The organism is Bacillus sp. ISL-57 (assembly GCF_018613135.1).
In the GTDB taxonomy this organism is placed as follows: domain Bacteria; phylum Bacillota; class Bacilli; order Bacillales; family DSM-1321; genus Peribacillus; species Peribacillus frigoritolerans.
In genome coordinates this window covers 38,961-55,138 of sequence record NZ_JAGGQV010000010.1, presented here as the reverse complement: position 1 = coordinate 55,138, position 16,178 = coordinate 38,961, and the positions used below count along the sequence as shown (strand labels likewise).

At 39.6% G+C, this 16,178-nt stretch carries 16 protein-coding genes; 4 read left to right on the top strand and 12 right to left on the bottom strand.

The features are described 5' to 3' along the window. Positions 1 to 76: 76 nt before the first annotated feature. Positions 77 to 994, top strand: coding sequence for an NAD(P)/FAD-dependent oxidoreductase (locus tag J7I90_RS15285; protein WP_214772715.1), 918 nt, complete (start codon positions 77 to 79; stop codon positions 992 to 994). Positions 995 to 1,078: 84 nt separating this feature from the next. On the opposite strand, the gene J7I90_RS15280 is transcribed toward J7I90_RS15285, so the two are convergent. Further along, positions 1,079 to 1,225, bottom strand: coding sequence for a lmo0937 family membrane protein (locus J7I90_RS15280; RefSeq protein ID WP_214772714.1), 147 nt, complete (start codon positions 1,223 to 1,225; stop codon positions 1,079 to 1,081). Between the two features lie 275 nt (positions 1,226 to 1,500). Between J7I90_RS15280 and J7I90_RS15275 the strand changes: the two genes are divergently transcribed. Next, complete coding sequence (locus J7I90_RS15275; RefSeq protein WP_214772713.1) at positions 1,501 to 1,821, top strand: YckD family protein; 321 nt, start codon at positions 1,501 to 1,503, stop codon at positions 1,819 to 1,821. Between the two features lie 167 nt (positions 1,822 to 1,988). Beyond that, positions 1,989 to 3,962: a S9 family peptidase gene (locus J7I90_RS15270; protein ID WP_214772712.1), complete on the top strand. Its 1,974-nt coding sequence runs from the start codon at positions 1,989 to 1,991 to the stop codon at positions 3,960 to 3,962. A gap of 42 nt (positions 3,963 to 4,004) precedes the next feature. Here the strand turns inward: J7I90_RS15270 and J7I90_RS15265 are convergent, their stop codons facing one another. From J7I90_RS15265 to J7I90_RS15230, 8 genes are all read right to left on the bottom strand, one after another. After that, positions 4,005 to 4,436 carry a CBS domain-containing protein gene (locus tag J7I90_RS15265; RefSeq protein ID WP_214772711.1) on the bottom strand — a complete coding sequence of 144 codons (432 nt, stop codon included), beginning with the start codon at positions 4,434 to 4,436 and terminating at the stop codon, positions 4,005 to 4,007. Between the two features lie 80 nt (positions 4,437 to 4,516). Next, the gene (locus J7I90_RS15260) at positions 4,517 to 5,353 is read right to left on the bottom strand and encodes an MBL fold metallo-hydrolase (protein WP_214772710.1); all 837 of its coding nucleotides are present in this window, start codon (positions 5,351 to 5,353) and stop codon (positions 4,517 to 4,519) included. A gap of 326 nt (positions 5,354 to 5,679) precedes the next feature. Then, positions 5,680 to 6,660, bottom strand: coding sequence for an ABC transporter permease (locus J7I90_RS15255; RefSeq protein ID WP_214772709.1), 981 nt, complete (start codon positions 6,658 to 6,660; stop codon positions 5,680 to 5,682). Continuing rightward, positions 6,653 to 7,564, bottom strand: coding sequence for an ABC transporter ATP-binding protein (locus J7I90_RS15250; protein ID WP_214772708.1), 912 nt, complete (start codon positions 7,562 to 7,564; stop codon positions 6,653 to 6,655). Before J7I90_RS15250 ends, J7I90_RS15255 begins: the two co-directional genes overlap by 8 nt. Continuing rightward, the gene (locus J7I90_RS15245) at positions 7,561 to 8,355 is read right to left on the bottom strand and encodes an SGNH/GDSL hydrolase family protein (RefSeq protein ID WP_214772707.1); all 795 of its coding nucleotides are present in this window, start codon (positions 8,353 to 8,355) and stop codon (positions 7,561 to 7,563) included. The genes J7I90_RS15250 and J7I90_RS15245 overlap by 4 nt, the downstream gene beginning before the upstream one ends. Positions 8,356 to 8,832: 477 nt before the next feature. Next, complete coding sequence (locus J7I90_RS15240; protein WP_214772860.1) at positions 8,833 to 10,044, bottom strand: MFS transporter; 1,212 nt, start codon at positions 10,042 to 10,044, stop codon at positions 8,833 to 8,835. 50 nt (positions 10,045 to 10,094) lie between these two features. Further along, positions 10,095 to 10,487, bottom strand: coding sequence for an ATP-binding protein (locus J7I90_RS15235; RefSeq protein ID WP_251025303.1), 393 nt, complete (start codon positions 10,485 to 10,487; stop codon positions 10,095 to 10,097). A gap of 13 nt (positions 10,488 to 10,500) precedes the next feature. Continuing rightward, entirely contained in the window at positions 10,501 to 11,259 is a 759-nt protein-coding gene (locus J7I90_RS15230) for an MHYT domain-containing protein (protein ID WP_214772706.1), read from the bottom strand. 374 nt (positions 11,260 to 11,633) lie between these two features. Here J7I90_RS15230 and J7I90_RS15225 point away from each other — a divergent pair, with 374 nt between their 5' ends. Next, the gene (locus J7I90_RS15225) at positions 11,634 to 12,548 is read left to right on the top strand and encodes a YitT family protein (protein WP_222619851.1); all 915 of its coding nucleotides are present in this window, start codon (positions 11,634 to 11,636) and stop codon (positions 12,546 to 12,548) included. A gap of 83 nt (positions 12,549 to 12,631) precedes the next feature. On the opposite strand, the gene J7I90_RS15220 is transcribed toward J7I90_RS15225, so the two are convergent. From J7I90_RS15220 to recQ, 3 genes are all read right to left on the bottom strand, one after another. Further along, on the bottom strand, positions 12,632 to 12,826 hold the full coding sequence (locus J7I90_RS15220) for a cold-shock protein (RefSeq protein WP_034307294.1): 195 nt from the start codon (positions 12,824 to 12,826) through the stop codon (positions 12,632 to 12,634). Between the two features lie 856 nt (positions 12,827 to 13,682). Beyond that, on the bottom strand, positions 13,683 to 13,889 hold the full coding sequence (locus J7I90_RS15215) for a cold-inducible protein YdjO-related protein (protein WP_034307297.1): 207 nt from the start codon (positions 13,887 to 13,889) through the stop codon (positions 13,683 to 13,685). A gap of 124 nt (positions 13,890 to 14,013) precedes the next feature. Continuing rightward, a complete protein-coding gene (recQ, locus tag J7I90_RS15210; RefSeq protein ID WP_251025319.1) occupies positions 14,014 to 16,140 on the bottom strand; it encodes a DNA helicase RecQ in 2,127 nt (708 codons plus the stop codon). Positions 16,141 to 16,178: the final 38 nt, after the last annotated feature.

Sequence of the window (16,178 nt, the reverse complement as noted above, 5' to 3'; positions counted from 1 at the left end):
GCTCCAGCGACTAGTGGTATATTTTTTACAGATAGAATAACACTAGGTTTATTCCAAATATATGGGCGGTGAATTCATGAAACAAGCAGATTGCATTATTATTGGTGGAGGTATAGCCGGGATTCAGGCAGCCATCCAGCTAGGAAGATATAAACATGATATTATCGTCATTGATTCTGCTCAAGGCCGATCTTCCATTGCCAAGGCATACCATAACCTTCTTGGGTGGCCAGACGGGGTTAGCGGCAAACAATTAAGGACGCTTGGCAGACAGCACGCTGAAAAATTCGGTGTCGAATTCACGGATGATACAGTGACATCTCTAGAAAAAAGGCAGGACAAGTTTTTTATCAAAACTAAAAATGACAGGGAATATCAAGCAAGAATGATTTTTCTGGGTACTGGCATTACCGATAACATTCCTCCAATCAAAAACATCTATTCAACTCTTGGGACATCCACATATATATGTCCTGACTGTGATGGGTATGAGATCATGGATAAGCAAACCGTTGTTCTTGGTGGCGGAAATACGGGTGCAGGCATGGCACTTACTCTATTATATTGGTCAAAAGATATCATTTATGTAAACCATTTGAAATCTAAAATTGATGATGAGTATAGAGATAAGTTAGCGGCAAATCACATTCCCGTAATTGAAGAGGAAGTTTGTGAGGTTCATGTCAATCCCAATCAGGAGTTAACGGGCATACAATTAGTATCTGGTAAAATTATCAGAGCTGAAAAGGCATTCACGGCGTTTAAAGGGAACAAACTTAATAATGACCTAGCCTTACAATTAGGTGTGCAAGTCAATGAAAACAATCATGTCGTGGTTCATCCCCGAACTAAAGAAACGAATATTAAAGGAGTCTGGGCAGGCGGCGACCTCGTTGCCCATTCCGAACAAGTCACCATTTCCATGGGAGATGGCACCCAGTCAGCGATATGGATTCATAAGAGGCTGTTAGGCCATCCACTTCCTTATGATTGACAGTTTACTGAATTAAAAGGCGGCCTGTTCACCAGGCCGCCTTTTACATTGGTATTTAATCCAAGTCAGTCATTCAATACACATCTACATTCGATTCCTTCCCTTAAAAACCTTGACCAAAATGAGAATGACCGCGATGATAAGCAAGATATGTATAAAGCCTGCAGCCACTTTAAAGACTAAACCAAGAACCCATAATAATATTATTATACCAATAATCGTCCAAATCATGATAATCCCCCTTTCTCCCCTATTAAAGGACTTTTTATTAATAAGAAGTTACAACAAAATTTCCACTTACATTTAAATTACCCATATCCTTCTCTAACAAACCTCCCCCTTATTTTTTACATAAAACTGTAAATGCTGTAAATGATAATAAAGAAATAAGGAATCTTCCATATTGATATTCATTCACCATCAGGAAGGGACTTTCAGGTTTTTAAAGGTTCTACAGTTCTTCAATTAGACAGAAAAAATCATTAAAAAGAAGGAGTCGTTCATTCATGAAAAAGTTTTTCTTCATCTGTTTAACAGCTTGTTCCCTATTCTTAGTCACCCTTAATCATCCGGCTGCACAGGAAATTAAAGCAAAGACTGAAAGTGTACAATTCACTGATGCTCAAAAATCAGAAATCGCTAAGATCCAAAAACAAATACTCGCAGACAAAAAGATATTGATTGAAAAATATGTTGAGTATGGCGCGCTTTCGAAAGAAGAAGCCGATAAAATGGTTTCACATTTTGAAAAACATTATAAAATGATGGAAGAACATAATTTCCAAATACCGCCGCACCGTCCGCATACAGGACATATGCATAAGTAATTGTAAGCTTTTCCCATATCTCCAGATAATCCGACCTGAAAAACGGGCCGGATTATTTTCATTTCTTTCGTCCTTGATAAATAAACATGACGCGTTTACCATTTACTAAAGGATTTTATTTCTCTTTAGCGAAATACATAACTATGAGAAATGAAAGGGTGAAAAGGATGAACAAAATAGGTATAACAGCAAGAGACTTATTTCACTTGAAATCAGTGACCGATCCAAAGCTATCACCGGATGGCAGCATGGCGGTTTATGTCCAAACCAGAATAGATGAAAAAACGGAAAAATACATTTCCAATTTGTTTATGTTCAGCCTGATTACGAATGAAACAAAGCAATGGACGTTTGGGGATAATCGCGATACATCACCAGCCTGGTCCCCCGACGGCAAGCATATCGCCTTTATATCAGATAGATCAGGAAAAAAACAAGTCCACATTATCGGGAGCATTGGCGGGGAAGCTCGCCAGCTCACCCATTTCGTTAACGGCACGTCAAAGCCTATTTGGTCCCCTTGTTCCACCAAGTTACTGCTTTCTACCGGGTTAAAGGAAGGCGAAAACCTTAATACGGTCAAGGAAAATGATCTATCCAAAGATGTTAATAGGTATGACCGGATCAAGTATAAATGGGATGGGAGAGGCTATTTTGATCAGTTATATCAGCAGCTTGTAATAGCGGACATTTTTAAGGGAGACTTCACATTGCTGACGGAAAGCAATATTGATCATATTCCGAATGCGTGGTCTCCAGACGGACAGCGTATTGCCTTCATAAGCGGGGATGCAGAAAGAAGTGATGATGAACTTTTTTCAGATATTTTCATCATGGATCTTGATACGAAATCTTTAGAGAAAATTACGGATAGTACAGGTTTCTTTAGAGATCCTAAATGGTCTCCAAATGGCGAATATTTATCTTTCATTGGCCATAATAAAGAATTTGCCGGTGCCACCTTTTCAAATATCTGGTTATATTCCATCATGGACCAAACGACTCAGTGTTTGACCGACGGATGGGACGTGCAAATTGGAGATTCCGCAATAGGGGATTTCCAAATCGGAGCCGTCGACCCAGGTATTTTGTGGACAAACGATAGTCAAGGCTTTTACTTTTTAATAAGTGATTATGGAAATACCGGAGTATATTATGGGTCCATTGAAGGAGCTATGTATCCATCAATCCTTGACCCGCAGCATATATACGGACTGACTATAGATCCCGAAAGCCACCGTGCTGTCGTTGCAATCAGTACACCTGTTCATCCTGGCGATCTCTTTGCTTATAACCTTACCAATGGTGATAAGGAACAAATCAGTTTTGTTAATGAGGATTTTTTGAAGGATAAACATTTGTCCATGGCTGAACCCATTACTTTTCCATCAGTCGATGGGCTTACCATTCACGGCTGGATCATGAGACCGAACGGTTTTAATGATAGTCAAAAATATCCGCTCATTTTAGAAATCCATGGCGGACCGCATATGATGTATGCAAATACCTATGTTCATGAATTCCAGACCTTGGCTAATGAAGGGTATACTGTATTGTTCACTAACCCACGAGGGAGTATAGGATATGGCCAGGACTTCGTAAACGCCTGCCGTGGCGACTATGGAGGCATGGATTATAGCGACTTAATGGCTGGAGTCGATCACGTTCTAGCTACGTATGATTTTATAGACGATGAAGATTTAGGGGTATCCGGAGGAAGTTATGGAGGATTCATGGTAAATTGGATCATCGGACACACCAACCGCTTCAAGGCGGCTGTGTCTCAGCGTTGTATCAGTAACTGGCTAAGTTTTTATGGGGTCAGCGACATTGGCTATTACTTTACAGAGTGGGAAGTTGGCGGCGATATCATTAACTCTGCTGAAAAACTATGGCAGCACTCTCCATTAAAATATGTTTCCAATGTGGATACCCCTTTACTATTACTTCACGGAGAAAAGGACTTCCGCTGTCCCATTGAACAGAGCGAGCAATTTTTTGTCGCTTTAAAACGGCAAAATAAAGAAGCGGTACTTGTGTCATTCCCAAATGAAACTCATGAGGTATCGCGAAGCGGTTCTCCAAAAATGCGGCTGCAACATGTTGAAGAAATCAAGGGCTGGTTCAATAAGTATCTTTAAAAACCAAAACTCTGTTAGCCATAGCTAACAGAGTTTTGGTTTTTAATGCTGAATTTGATCTCTGTCTTCGGAAATTGAACTTAAAGCGTCTCCAGCCATTGAATTTGTCTGTTGGTGTACAGCAAGATCACCTAATGCAACGACACCGACCAGCTTTTCATTCTCAATGATAGGGAGCCTTCTGATTTGTTCGGTAGCCATTAACTCCTCAGCTTCCTCCACTGACATATCGGGCGTACCTGTTACAAGATTGGTGGAAATGACATCGGTAATTCTAGTCGAGTTCGGCTTTTTCTCGGCAACACAGCGAATGACGATATCCCTGTCTGTAATGACACCGATTAAATGGTTATTCTCCAATACAGGAATGACACCAACATCTTCATTTTTCATTTTGACTGCTGCTTCATATATATTATCCTCCGCAGTGCAACAGTCAACGTCTGTTGTCATGATATCTCTTAAATTAGTCACGGAAATCCCTCCATTTTTCATAAGTTGCTTGTTTATTTTTGACTTTTGTAGAGAAATTATTCATTAAAAACGTTCACCTTTCATTCCACATATTTCCCATGATCCGGTTTAGCTAGTGAATCGAATTCCTTTGCAAGTTTCGCTAAACCCATTTCAAGTTCTTTCCCTTCAACAGGATACCCGTGCCCCGTTATGGCAACAGCGGGCTTCAGACCTTCCAATAGACATACCGATTCTTTGGCAGCCTCCCAATCGGTTGTTAAATACCGCGGCGGTCCTGCTATTTCTTTCTCCTGAGTGATAACCTTGTATAGGGAATCTTGCCTGACATTCACAAAAGCATCTCCAACAATCAAACTTCGGTCGCTATCACGGAAAAGTGAAATATGTCCTTTCGAATGGCCAGGTGTGTGAACCCATTTCCAATCACGAAGCCCGGGAACACTATGATCATCAGGCAATGGTTGAACTTTTTCATCAAGGTTGATTCCCTCATTCGGAAATATCGATGAGATTTTGGCGACCATCCCCCCTTCAACAGTTGGATCCGGTTCGGGGTAATTTTCCTTTCCCGTTAAATAAGGCATTTCTTTAATGTGGGCATAAACAGGAGCCTCCCAATATTCCATTAACTCAATAAGTCCACCAACGTGATCGAAATGTCCATGTGTCAAAATAATTGCAGCAGGTGGTTTTTGCGGTCCGTATATTTCTTCAGCAGTATTCTTTATTGCCTCTGCTGAACGCGGCATCCCTGCATCAATCAATACCCATTTATCATCTTTGGGTGACCCTACAAAAATTACATTAACGATTTGGACGGACAGACAATATATATCCTCATTTATTATCTGTACATCTCCACTGGAAATTGAAGTCATTGGCATGAATTTTTCATTCAAATGATTATCATCCATTTATTTTTATCCTCCCATTTTGAACATACTGTTTTTTAAAGGATACCCTGTACGAGAAAATAAAAAACAACCTATAATTTATATAGGCTGTCAGACTGCAGGCAATTTCGAAAGCAAGCCTACAATTTTTTTAAAAAAGGTGGAGTTGATTTCAGAAATCCGGTCCCTTTCCGCCGACTGTCTGCCAAGCTTCTCGCCGCAAGCATCTTTGGACTGACTAGACGGTTAAACCGATTCTTTTTTTAAAAATCATGGTTCAGGGCGCGACACTTCCGAACCAATTATGTCAACAAACTGATACAGCTTAAAATTTATATAGGCTGTTCTCAGTATACATCCCTCCGGGTAAATACTGTAAAAGATACAATCAAAGCAAGCGCCCACCAAACGAGCAGGGTAATGACGGACGATATTAAAGTCATCCCTTCTATTGGCGGAGCCGTTCCGCTAATATAAGCGGTCAATTTCAAATTCACCATAAAGAAATATTTCGCTGATTCCCATGATGAAACCATATTGTTCAATATAGCCCCGGAAATCAATGCAGCCAGCATGATGCCCATGCCTGCAGGGGTGCTTCTCACCAGTACCGAAAGCATGAAAGAAAGGGTCCCTACAACAACCGCCACCAGCCAGACAAGTCCCAAATCCATCAATAAGAATTTCCATTGTTCCACTAACCTTACTTGGCTGACATCCACATCAGCCCCCTTCAATTCAAATCCGGTTATTACAGGAGCTCCCCAACCTTGATATCCGAAAACGATACCCGATAATAGGTAAGACAATAAGGCTGTCACCGCCACGATAATCGAAACCGATAATAATAATGTTACATATTTGCTTAATAAGATTTTCCAGCGCTCCACTGGCCGTGTCAGTAAAAGCTTGATTGTCCCTTGACTATTTTCGGAAGAAACCATATCACTAGCCACAATCATGATTAACAGCGGAATGAATAAATCGATTGCATTTTCCAAAAACATGCGTGTAAAAGTGGCTGCGCCTGGTTCAGAGGGATTGATATCATGATCGAGATAATATTGCTGCTGCTTCAGACTAACTTGCAGCTGTTCACGCCACTCATCGAGCATCCTATTGGAGCCCAATCGATTTTGAGTATCAATGATTTGCTGCTGAAGAGCTGCACGCCAATCATCAGTTCCCAACTTCTCCCGCTGCTCTTCCACTTGTTTGTATTGGGCATATGTAAACATCAGGACTAAAATACCAACTATGAGACCGATTATGATTAACCGTTTCTTTGCCAGCAACTTCATCATTTCATTTTGGACCAAGTTATTCAATACCCGCACCTCCCCCCGTAAGTTGCAAAAACAATTCTTCCAATCCCGGGAGCTTTCGATTCATTTCATGCACCCTCACGCCTGCTTGGTTAAGAGCAGCATTCCATTCAGGTGTCTTGAGTTCATCATAGGCTGTAATGATATGTTTTTGATCTAAGGTAATTTCGGTGAAGTTGCTAAGAATTTCCGCGCCCTTTTGAATAGGTTCCACCCGCCAGAATATCCGCTCCTGCGTGGATAATAAGCTCTCCACTGTATCCGTTTTAATAATTTCCCCACCTTTAATGATTGCGACCCGGTCACAAAGTTGCTGGATTTCACCTAATAAATGTGAGGAAACCAGAACGCTCATACCTTCTTCTTCAGCCAACTTTCTGATGAATTGCCGCATTTCACGGATTCCGGCAGGATCTAGCCCGTTAGTCGGTTCATCCAAAATCAATAGTTTAGGGCTGTTCAGCATGGCCTGCGCGATTCCTAAACGCTGCCTCATTCCTAACGAATAGGTCTTCACTTTATCGTGAATTCTCGCTTGCAATCCGACGAGATCAACAACCTCGTCCATTCTTGTTTCATCAACATCAGGTAACATTCTTGCAAAGTGGAGTAAATTATCCCACCCGCTCAAAAATGGATATAACTCTGGATTTTCAACGATGCATCCCATTTGCTTCATAGCCTTCGTAAAGTCCTGACGAACATCATAACCGCATATATGGATGGAACCCGAGGTTGGCTTAATTAAACCGACCAACATCCGGATCGTCGTCGTCTTGCCTGCTCCATTCGGTCCTAAAAAGCCGAAAACTTCCCCTTCATTCAGCTCAAAATCAATTCCTTTAATAATTTCCCTTTTGCCAATCCTTTTTTTTAAGTCCCTGACAGACAATGTCACCTGTTTCATCGTTCCACATCCTCCCATTTTATTAAAGGAGCAACTCTATCAGCAATTAAACGATATCCCTTCTTATTAGGGTGAAATTTATCCGAATACAAATACTCATTTACCGACAGTTGAAATAAATCAAAAGTTGGAACGAAAATTGCATTTTCATAAAGAGCCACGACTTCCGCCGTTTCATTATTCCAGTCCCGTACGATGCGATTCGTATCAAAGTCTTCATCCAAATCTATAAACGGATTATACAGCCCAAGCAACAAAATGGTAGCTGTATCATTGACTTTATTGATATCTTCAAAAATTTCATGCAAATTTCCCAAGAAATTCTTTTGTGATACAGTAATAGCTTCACGATCATATTCAAGCAGGGTCTTGCCTTTTTGAAATAAATCGTTACCCCCGATTGTAACTAAAATAACATCAGCAGCCTGGATTTGGCGCTTCACTTCCGGTTGTCTCACTTGCTGTACCAATTCTTTAGACACTTGCCCATTGATTCCGAGGTTATGAATGATTGGTTTTCTATCGTATTCACTCTTTAAATCTTCAATAACAAGCCCCACATAGCCTTTCCCTGTTTCATCACCTGTGCCGCGGGTCAATGAATCGCCTATCGCAACTACCGTAAAATCATCGGGAAATTCATTTTTTTCAATGGTGGTTTCTTCAATCACTTTCTTATCGGAAGTTCCCTTTCCATAATGGTCCATAATCGCCCACCCTAGACAAAATAAAAAAAACAGGCCTATAAAAGCTGATACGATAGTAATGGCCAACACTTTTGGTTTGCTCAAAAACACTCACCCTTCCATACATTCTCTATCTTCCATTAAATCATATTATTTCCAAAAATAAAAAACTGATTGTTTTGGTTAAAATCCCCAATCCATAGAAGTATATCTTTTATAAACTTACCGCGGAAAGGGATTACAAAAGGGGTTCTCTCTAAATTTTTAAACAAAGTCGATTGGAACGGGCGTTCGAGACTTCTGAAGGGAACCGTTCCAAGGGAGGGCTGGAAGGCTAAAGTGCCGCGGAAAACGAGTGCCTTTCATTCCAATCTAGGTGTAAATTCTACACACCCTAAAAAAATTGGAGACAAATCCATTTTCAGCGAATTTGTCTACCTGGGGGTTTGAATGAACCCCACGCCCTTTCAAAGAATGTTCATTCTGCTTGATCATTTAGCCTGCCTTCTCTCAAATTTGTAATAGAATAGAGAAAGACCTCTTCACCATGATAGGCAAAGAGGTCCCTCGCTTTATTTTCCCTCATTTTTCGATTATACCTATGGGTTTCCCCATAACTTTTAATTTTTTTTCATAACTCATTAGCCATATTGTAAGCAGCATTCCAATCAGGGTGAGTAAACCATAAAATAAATAGACCGCATATATTCCTGATTTATCCAAGATTATTCCGCCGCTGAAGGTACTGAACCAGTTACCCAATCCATTGCCTATGGCGGAGTAAAGCGTTATTGCTGTTACTGTAATACGTACAGGGACAACTTCCCTAATATATTGTAAAGCTGCAGGAATGAATAAGCCAAGTGAAAACCCTTGAATGATTGAAGACACATATACGGTAGCCAAACTCGGCTCGGTGAAGTATAAAACCCAGCGGACCAATGAGGCCGTTCCAGCCAATAAGGTAATTGGCAGCAGGCCTATCTTATGAATCCAGGTACCTGCGATTCTCATAAAGGGGATTTCCGATAATACAGCTAAAAGGAACGCAATGCCAATTCCTGTATATGTCCCTCCTCTTGCCTCTACAAACAAACCATAGTAGACGTTATTTGCTAGATTAGGACCAAAAAGCAAGAACGTTATAGCAAGAAAGATAAGAAATCGTTTCATGGTGATCAATTCTTTCATTCCACCGAAAAGCTTCACCTTTTCCCCAGGCTGCTCTTCGGGCAAACGAAGAGCCAGACTAGCCGCAATCAAAAGGCCGAAGAAAAAAGCATAAAATATCACGGAAGGACCCATGAAGGATTCAGATAATTTTCCCATTACAAAAACGGCCACACCGTAACCAAGTGATCCGTATAAACGGATTTTCCCATAATTCGATTTGATTTTCGTTGTATATTGAAGGGTGATGCTATCTGAAACTGGTATTATCGCACTTTGAAAAATAGCCAAAGCGACAGCAACGGATACTATAAGTAAATAATGATCGAACAGCAAGTAACCTAAACCGAATACACCCGCAAGCACCGACGTCATTGCCAGTATTTTTGCCGGTCTCCCGCTCCAATCACAGACAATCCCCCAAAAAGGTTGAAAAACGATCATCACTATTGGTCCAACTGACATGATCGTACCGATTTCAATACCTGACAAACCTGCCTCATTGGCTAAATAAACGCTTAATAGCGGTGTTAAACTTCCTACTGCAAAAAATGAAAAAAGGTAAAAAACCTTCAAGCTAATGATATTGACTTGCTTTTGTTTTTCCAAATCCGGTTCCCCCATGCAGACATCTTCTACAAACTGTTGATTTTTTTTCATTGCCTCTTATTAGGCTAAATAGGGAGCACAATATTAAAGACTGTACCTTTATTGACCTCGCTCTCGACAAAGACATTTCCCAAATGGCTTTCTATGATTTTAAAGCTGATCATTAAACCTAACCCATTACCAGATTTTTTCGTTGTGAAAAATGGTTCTCCCAGTCTCTTAAGCTGCTCTTGCGGCATCCCAATTCCTGTGTCGGCAATGGATATTTGCACTTTATCCTCTTTAATTTCAGTCATGACTTTTATGAACCCACCGTCAGGCATAGCTTCCATACCATTTTTAATGAAGTTCAATATGACTTGTTTTAATCGATTCTCATTACAACGAACGAAGATCTCTTCGTCATTACACTCCGAAATCAGCGTGATGTCCTTCTTCCTGGCTTCAAACTCCGGCAAAGATACAACATTTTTAATGATCTAAAGCATAACGGATATCGCTTACAGTATTATCACTTTTTGCTAACCGCCGGCCCACAATCGTACTTGAAGCTATCAAGCTGGCAAGGATGAATAATGAAACGGAGCATGTAAGATAAAGCATAAATGGAGTGAGTGGGACAAATTCACCCGCTTCATTTTTCGCGTTAATCGGTAACACCCTTACAAAAAGATAATAGCCTTCAATGATTGCCCCACTCATCAAGAGAGTACTGACTGGTTTTAGCGAAGATTGACTTAATTTATTAAAATGAAATAATATGGCAAGTGCTGCTACAAATAAAATAAAGATGCTGAAAAGCGTACTGAAGACCGATAATGGGCTAAAGTGCAAAGAGTGGTTTAATGAAGATGTTCCCATTAAATAATTAGATAATATGGCCATCGTAAACATGGAACCGCAAAAAACGATTTGCAGTACTTGTGTTTTATACGAAATGGCCAATAAGCCAACCCCTGCGAGAGCGATCGCTAATGCTAACGAAAAAATTATTTTAGAAAAGTTGTATGCTGCCATTCCTGAATTATCGAGGGTGAATATGACAACAAAATTAAGCGTCCAAAAAGCCACTCCCATAGAGCAGCTGCCCCCTATATACACAAGGAGTTTATATCTCTTTATCGTCAGTAATGTTGTCAGTAAATCAAACGCCGTATAACAAGCCATTATTATCAAAAGTACTGCAATCATAAAGAGAACAGGATTTGATGCTACAATTGATTGTTCCATTTTTTTACTTGATCACCTCAAACGTTCTATTCTCCTATATTGTAAAGGAAATTCATAGTACCTCAAAGGTTTTTTATTTCATTATTCCTATTTATTTACACATCGATTCTTTCGGTGCACCCCATATCTCAAGAAAATGCAGGTTTCTTTCATAAATTCAATAAAATTAGAAATACTATTGTTTTATATGGAGTAGAATAAGAATACATGGTAATGACAAGCATTAACAACCCTGTTTCTTCATTCCAGGACGTAATCAATGATACCAATAATTATTCAGGAATATATGAATCAAGAATGTTAATTTCTTTATTTAATTATACCTCTAGGTTTATAATTAAATAGAACCTATATAGAGAGAAGGAGTGGGTGGCATGATTATGTCAGACCTGGCAGGTGCAAGTACAACAGAAATTATGCAAAAGAAGACCCAGCATAAAAAATTAACACTGAGACAAATTTTACAGAGAGGTCTATTAATTACAATCGGTGCGGTTTTGATGGCTGTCGGTCTCGAGATTTTTTTAGTGCCGAATAACGTAATCGACGGGGGCATAACGGGTATATCGATTATGTTATCTTACATCACTGGATGGAAGCTCGGAATCTTTCTTTTCATTTTGAATCTTCCTTTCTTTTTTATCGGTTATAAACAAATCGGCAAAACCTTCGCATTATCTACCCTTTATGGAATTTTAATCCTTTCCATTACCACTACATTGCTTCATCATGTACCAGCTTTCACTCAAGATATCCTCCTAGCGTCCGCTTTCGGCGGAATGATTCTTGGCATTGGTGTTGGAATGGTCATTCGATATGGCGGCTCATTGGATGGTACAGAAATACTTGCTATACTAGCTAGTAAGAAGCTCCCTTTTTCCGTTGGGGAGATCGTCATGTTTTTCAATTTATTCATCCTGGGCAGTGCGGGCTTCGTATTCTCGTGGGATCGTGCCATGTATTCAATCATTGCTTACTTCGTGGCATATAAAACGATGGATATCGTCATCGCAGGTTTGGACGAATCCAAATTTGTCTGGATCATCAGTGATGAATTTAATGATATCGGTGAAGCCATAATGAATCGCCTTGGACGGGGCGTAACCTTTTTAGCAGGCGAAGGTGCTTATTCCGGTGATGATAAAAAAGTCATCTTTTGTGTCATAAACAGGCTTGAGGAAGCTAAACTTAAAGAGATAGTCAAAAGCTTCGATCCATCTGCATTTCTTGCTGTAGGGGATATCGCGGAAGTCCGAGGCGGTCGATTCAAGAAAAAAGATATCCACTAATCATTCATCTGCTTTTTGCTTCATCTAATTGGCAGAAAGATAAAAAAAGCTGAAGGGGATCCCCTTCAGCTTTTTTTATAGCCCTAATAGTTTCTTGGATTGTTAATTGCTTGAAGCATTCTGGTGCCGGGTTTCATCTCGCTGCTACATAACGGACAAACGTGTTCATCATTACTTGTAAAGTTATCGCGAATCCAACCTTTGCAATCTTCTGATGTACATTCCCACACCTTTGTTTCTTCAGGAATGATTTCTTCCGTATTATTTCTTCTATACATATATCTCACTCCTTAGAATTGAATTGACTCCGTCCTGCATAACAGATCACAAGCCATAAAGATAAAAGAAGAATAGATGGCGTTTAATCTAAATTGTGAGTAAATAACCATTCGCAAATCTAAGTATGATTATTGTTCTTTCAACCAAACTTTTTGAATGGTAAGAACTTGAGATTACGGCATGAATTTTTCATATCTCAGTTATCATTATATCATATATATGATTTATATATTTGAGGAAAGATTCTAAAAAAGAAAGTATTCCCCAAAATGAAACACAGTCCCGGACTTACCCTTCAGATAATCGAGACTGCGCCTGTTTAAGAATCCATTCCATATGGTTCTTCCTGCCCGTTCGTTGAACATTTCAAAAGCGAAGCGAGCACGAGAGTAATTTTTAATGCCAAAACCTAAAACAATGAAAGCCCTGCCTCTCTCCCATCCATACGGTTCCTAGACCGTGCCTGCGAGAATCAGATAAAAGCTTGTAAGTACATGTTTATTAATTAAAACCGTCCGTAATTCCAATTGGGTAGATTAAATTCCAAAAGACAAATGGTACATAGAAGTAAGTTAATGAAGAACAGAAATGGATCGAGGAAAATACTTGGTGATAACATGTATTTCTTTTTTCTAAATGTGTTTAACTTGTTTCTACTTCATCATGAAAATGATGAAAAATTATTTTATTAATAAAAATGTTACTTTAAATTACCCTCCAGTGCATTCTTTTCATAACACTGAAATTTAATATTAACATAAATATCTTTATATGTAAAGCATTAATCCAAGATAAAAACACTCCGCCATTCTTCCTTCTCAAAATAAAAAATAAAGAGGCTATGATTCACCTCTTTTATTTAAACGCATTATACTCATTTTCAATTTTTGGGAGCTCCCTGATTTCTTCAACCAATTGACTTCCACACATTGGGCAATCATAGTTTTCCGAGGCAAAATCTTTTCTCATCCAACCATTGCAATCCGCTGATCCGCATGCATATACTATCGTATCTTCCATAACTATTTCTGGTTCCTCTGAATTCTTTTTACCAAAATACATGAGCAACCTCCTCTTTTTTATAAAGACTCTGATTAAAGGAGCGAAATTTCACCTTTTTATCATTCCTAGTATACGCATTAAACCAAATTCTTATTTATTCAATGAAGAAATTATCCAAAAAACCTTAACACCCTTCGTTTTCCAACCCTGCTTTAACCAAGATCGCTTTGATCATAAAGTAGGAAATATGTTCGGGCAGGGCTTCTTTAAGTGGTTTCAATTTTTCTGAATCCAATTGTTTCGCAGTTTCCAAAACAAGATCAAACTCTTTATCCAAGAAAATCTCATCCCATTTAATATCCAAGTTTTCTTCTGCACACTTTAGTAAATGATTTTCAATTGAAATGGAAGACAGCCCTCTCAATGCCCCTATTTCCTTGATTGATTTGCTTTCCTGATATAAGCGATAGGTCTCTAAGTGAGATGGTTTAGTCGTTCGCTTTACCGTTTCCTTTGTAATCATAGTATTCGTTTCCAATTCAGGATGTGCCTGTACATACTTGGAAATACCTTGTAAGAACAGATTTCCGAAGCGTTCGAATTTCTGCATGCCTACCCCTTTGACTTCCAGGAATTCCTCTTCCGTCCTCGGCAGTTTCACGGCCATATCTTTCAAAGATGCATCGGAAAAAATAATGAATGGAGGTACATTTTCCTTGCTTGCCAATTCTTTTCTTAACTGTCTAAGCTCTTCGAACAATCCATGATCTGCGCTGATGCTGCTTACTTTTTTTATTTCCTTACGCAGGACTTTTTTCTGTCCCAATAGCACTTCCCTGCCAGCATTGGTAACTTTAAGAACCGGAAACTGTCCGCCCGTCATTTCGATATACTGTTTTGCTGTCAGGAAATCAATGAAATCACCAACATCCTTCGCAGTTTGATCATTGATGATACCATAGGTTGAAAGCTTCTGGAATCCGAACTCTTCAATTTTCTTATTGCGTGATCCCGTAAGCACTTGGGAAATCATCGTTTTACCGAATCGCTCCCCCATTCGCAACATACATGAAAGGACCATTTGTGCCTGTGTAGTTACATCAACAGAGTCACGTTTATCTGTACAATTTTCGCAATGACCGCAATCTTCAGGGTTTTCTTCTCCAAAATATCTAAGAATGAAGGCTTGCAAACATCCTTCGGTAAAACAATAATCCTTCATTCTGTTCAATTTCTTCAATTCCTGGGATTGCCACTCCTGAGAGGGATTTGATTGATCAATCAAGAAACGCTGTATCTGCATATCCTGAGGGGAATATAAGAGGATACATTCACTCTCCAAACCATCCCTCCCTGCACGGCCCGCTTCCTGATAATAACTCTCCATGTTCTTTGGAGTTTGGTAATGGATGACGTATCTAACATTCGACTTATCGATTCCCATCCCGAAGGCAGATGTCGCTACCATCAAGGGAACGTCATCACGAATGAATTGATCCTGCTGTTCCGACCGTTCTTTTTCATTCATGCCAGCATGATATCGACCTGTTTTGAATCCGGCCTTAATAAGCTTGGCATACAAGGAATCGACTTCTTTCCTGGTTGCTGCATATATAATACCCGATTCATTTTTGTTTTTCTCCAAATAGCGCATTAAAAACCGGCTGCGATTTTCTTCTTTCACAACGGAAAAGAACAGGTTATCTCTGGAAAATCCTGTGGATACTGTATGCTGTACAGATATTCCGAGCGACTGACATATATCATCGGTCACATGCGGTGTGGCAGTTGCCGTTAAAGCCAGTACAGTCGGAGCGGATGGCATGTTTTTCAATAAGGTTTTGATTTTTAAGTAGCTTGGCCTGAAGTCATGCCCCCATTGAGATATACAGTGGGCCTCATCAATGGCAACCATAGAAATTTCCACATTAAATAGATCCTGTTGAAATGCAGGATTTTCCAAACGTTCAGGTGCCACATAAACCAGCTTATATCTACCGTGCTTAATATCGTTCATTCTATTGGATGATTCTAACCCAGAAATGGAGCTATTAAGAAACGTGGCATCAATCCCATTTTGTTCGAGGGCATCTACTTGGTCCTTCATCAAGGAAATTAGTGGGGATATAACGAGTGTTACACCTGGTAACAGAAGGGCTGGAATTTGGTAACATATTGATTTACCTCCGCCGGTAGGCATGATTCCTGCTGTGTTTATTCCTCCCAACACCTGTTCGATAATCTGTTCCTGACCTTTTCGGAATGACTCATAACCAAAGTATGCTTGTAAATATTCCCGTGCTTTTTCCATCAATTTACTATTCCTCCTATTTAACTTCTAAGGATTTA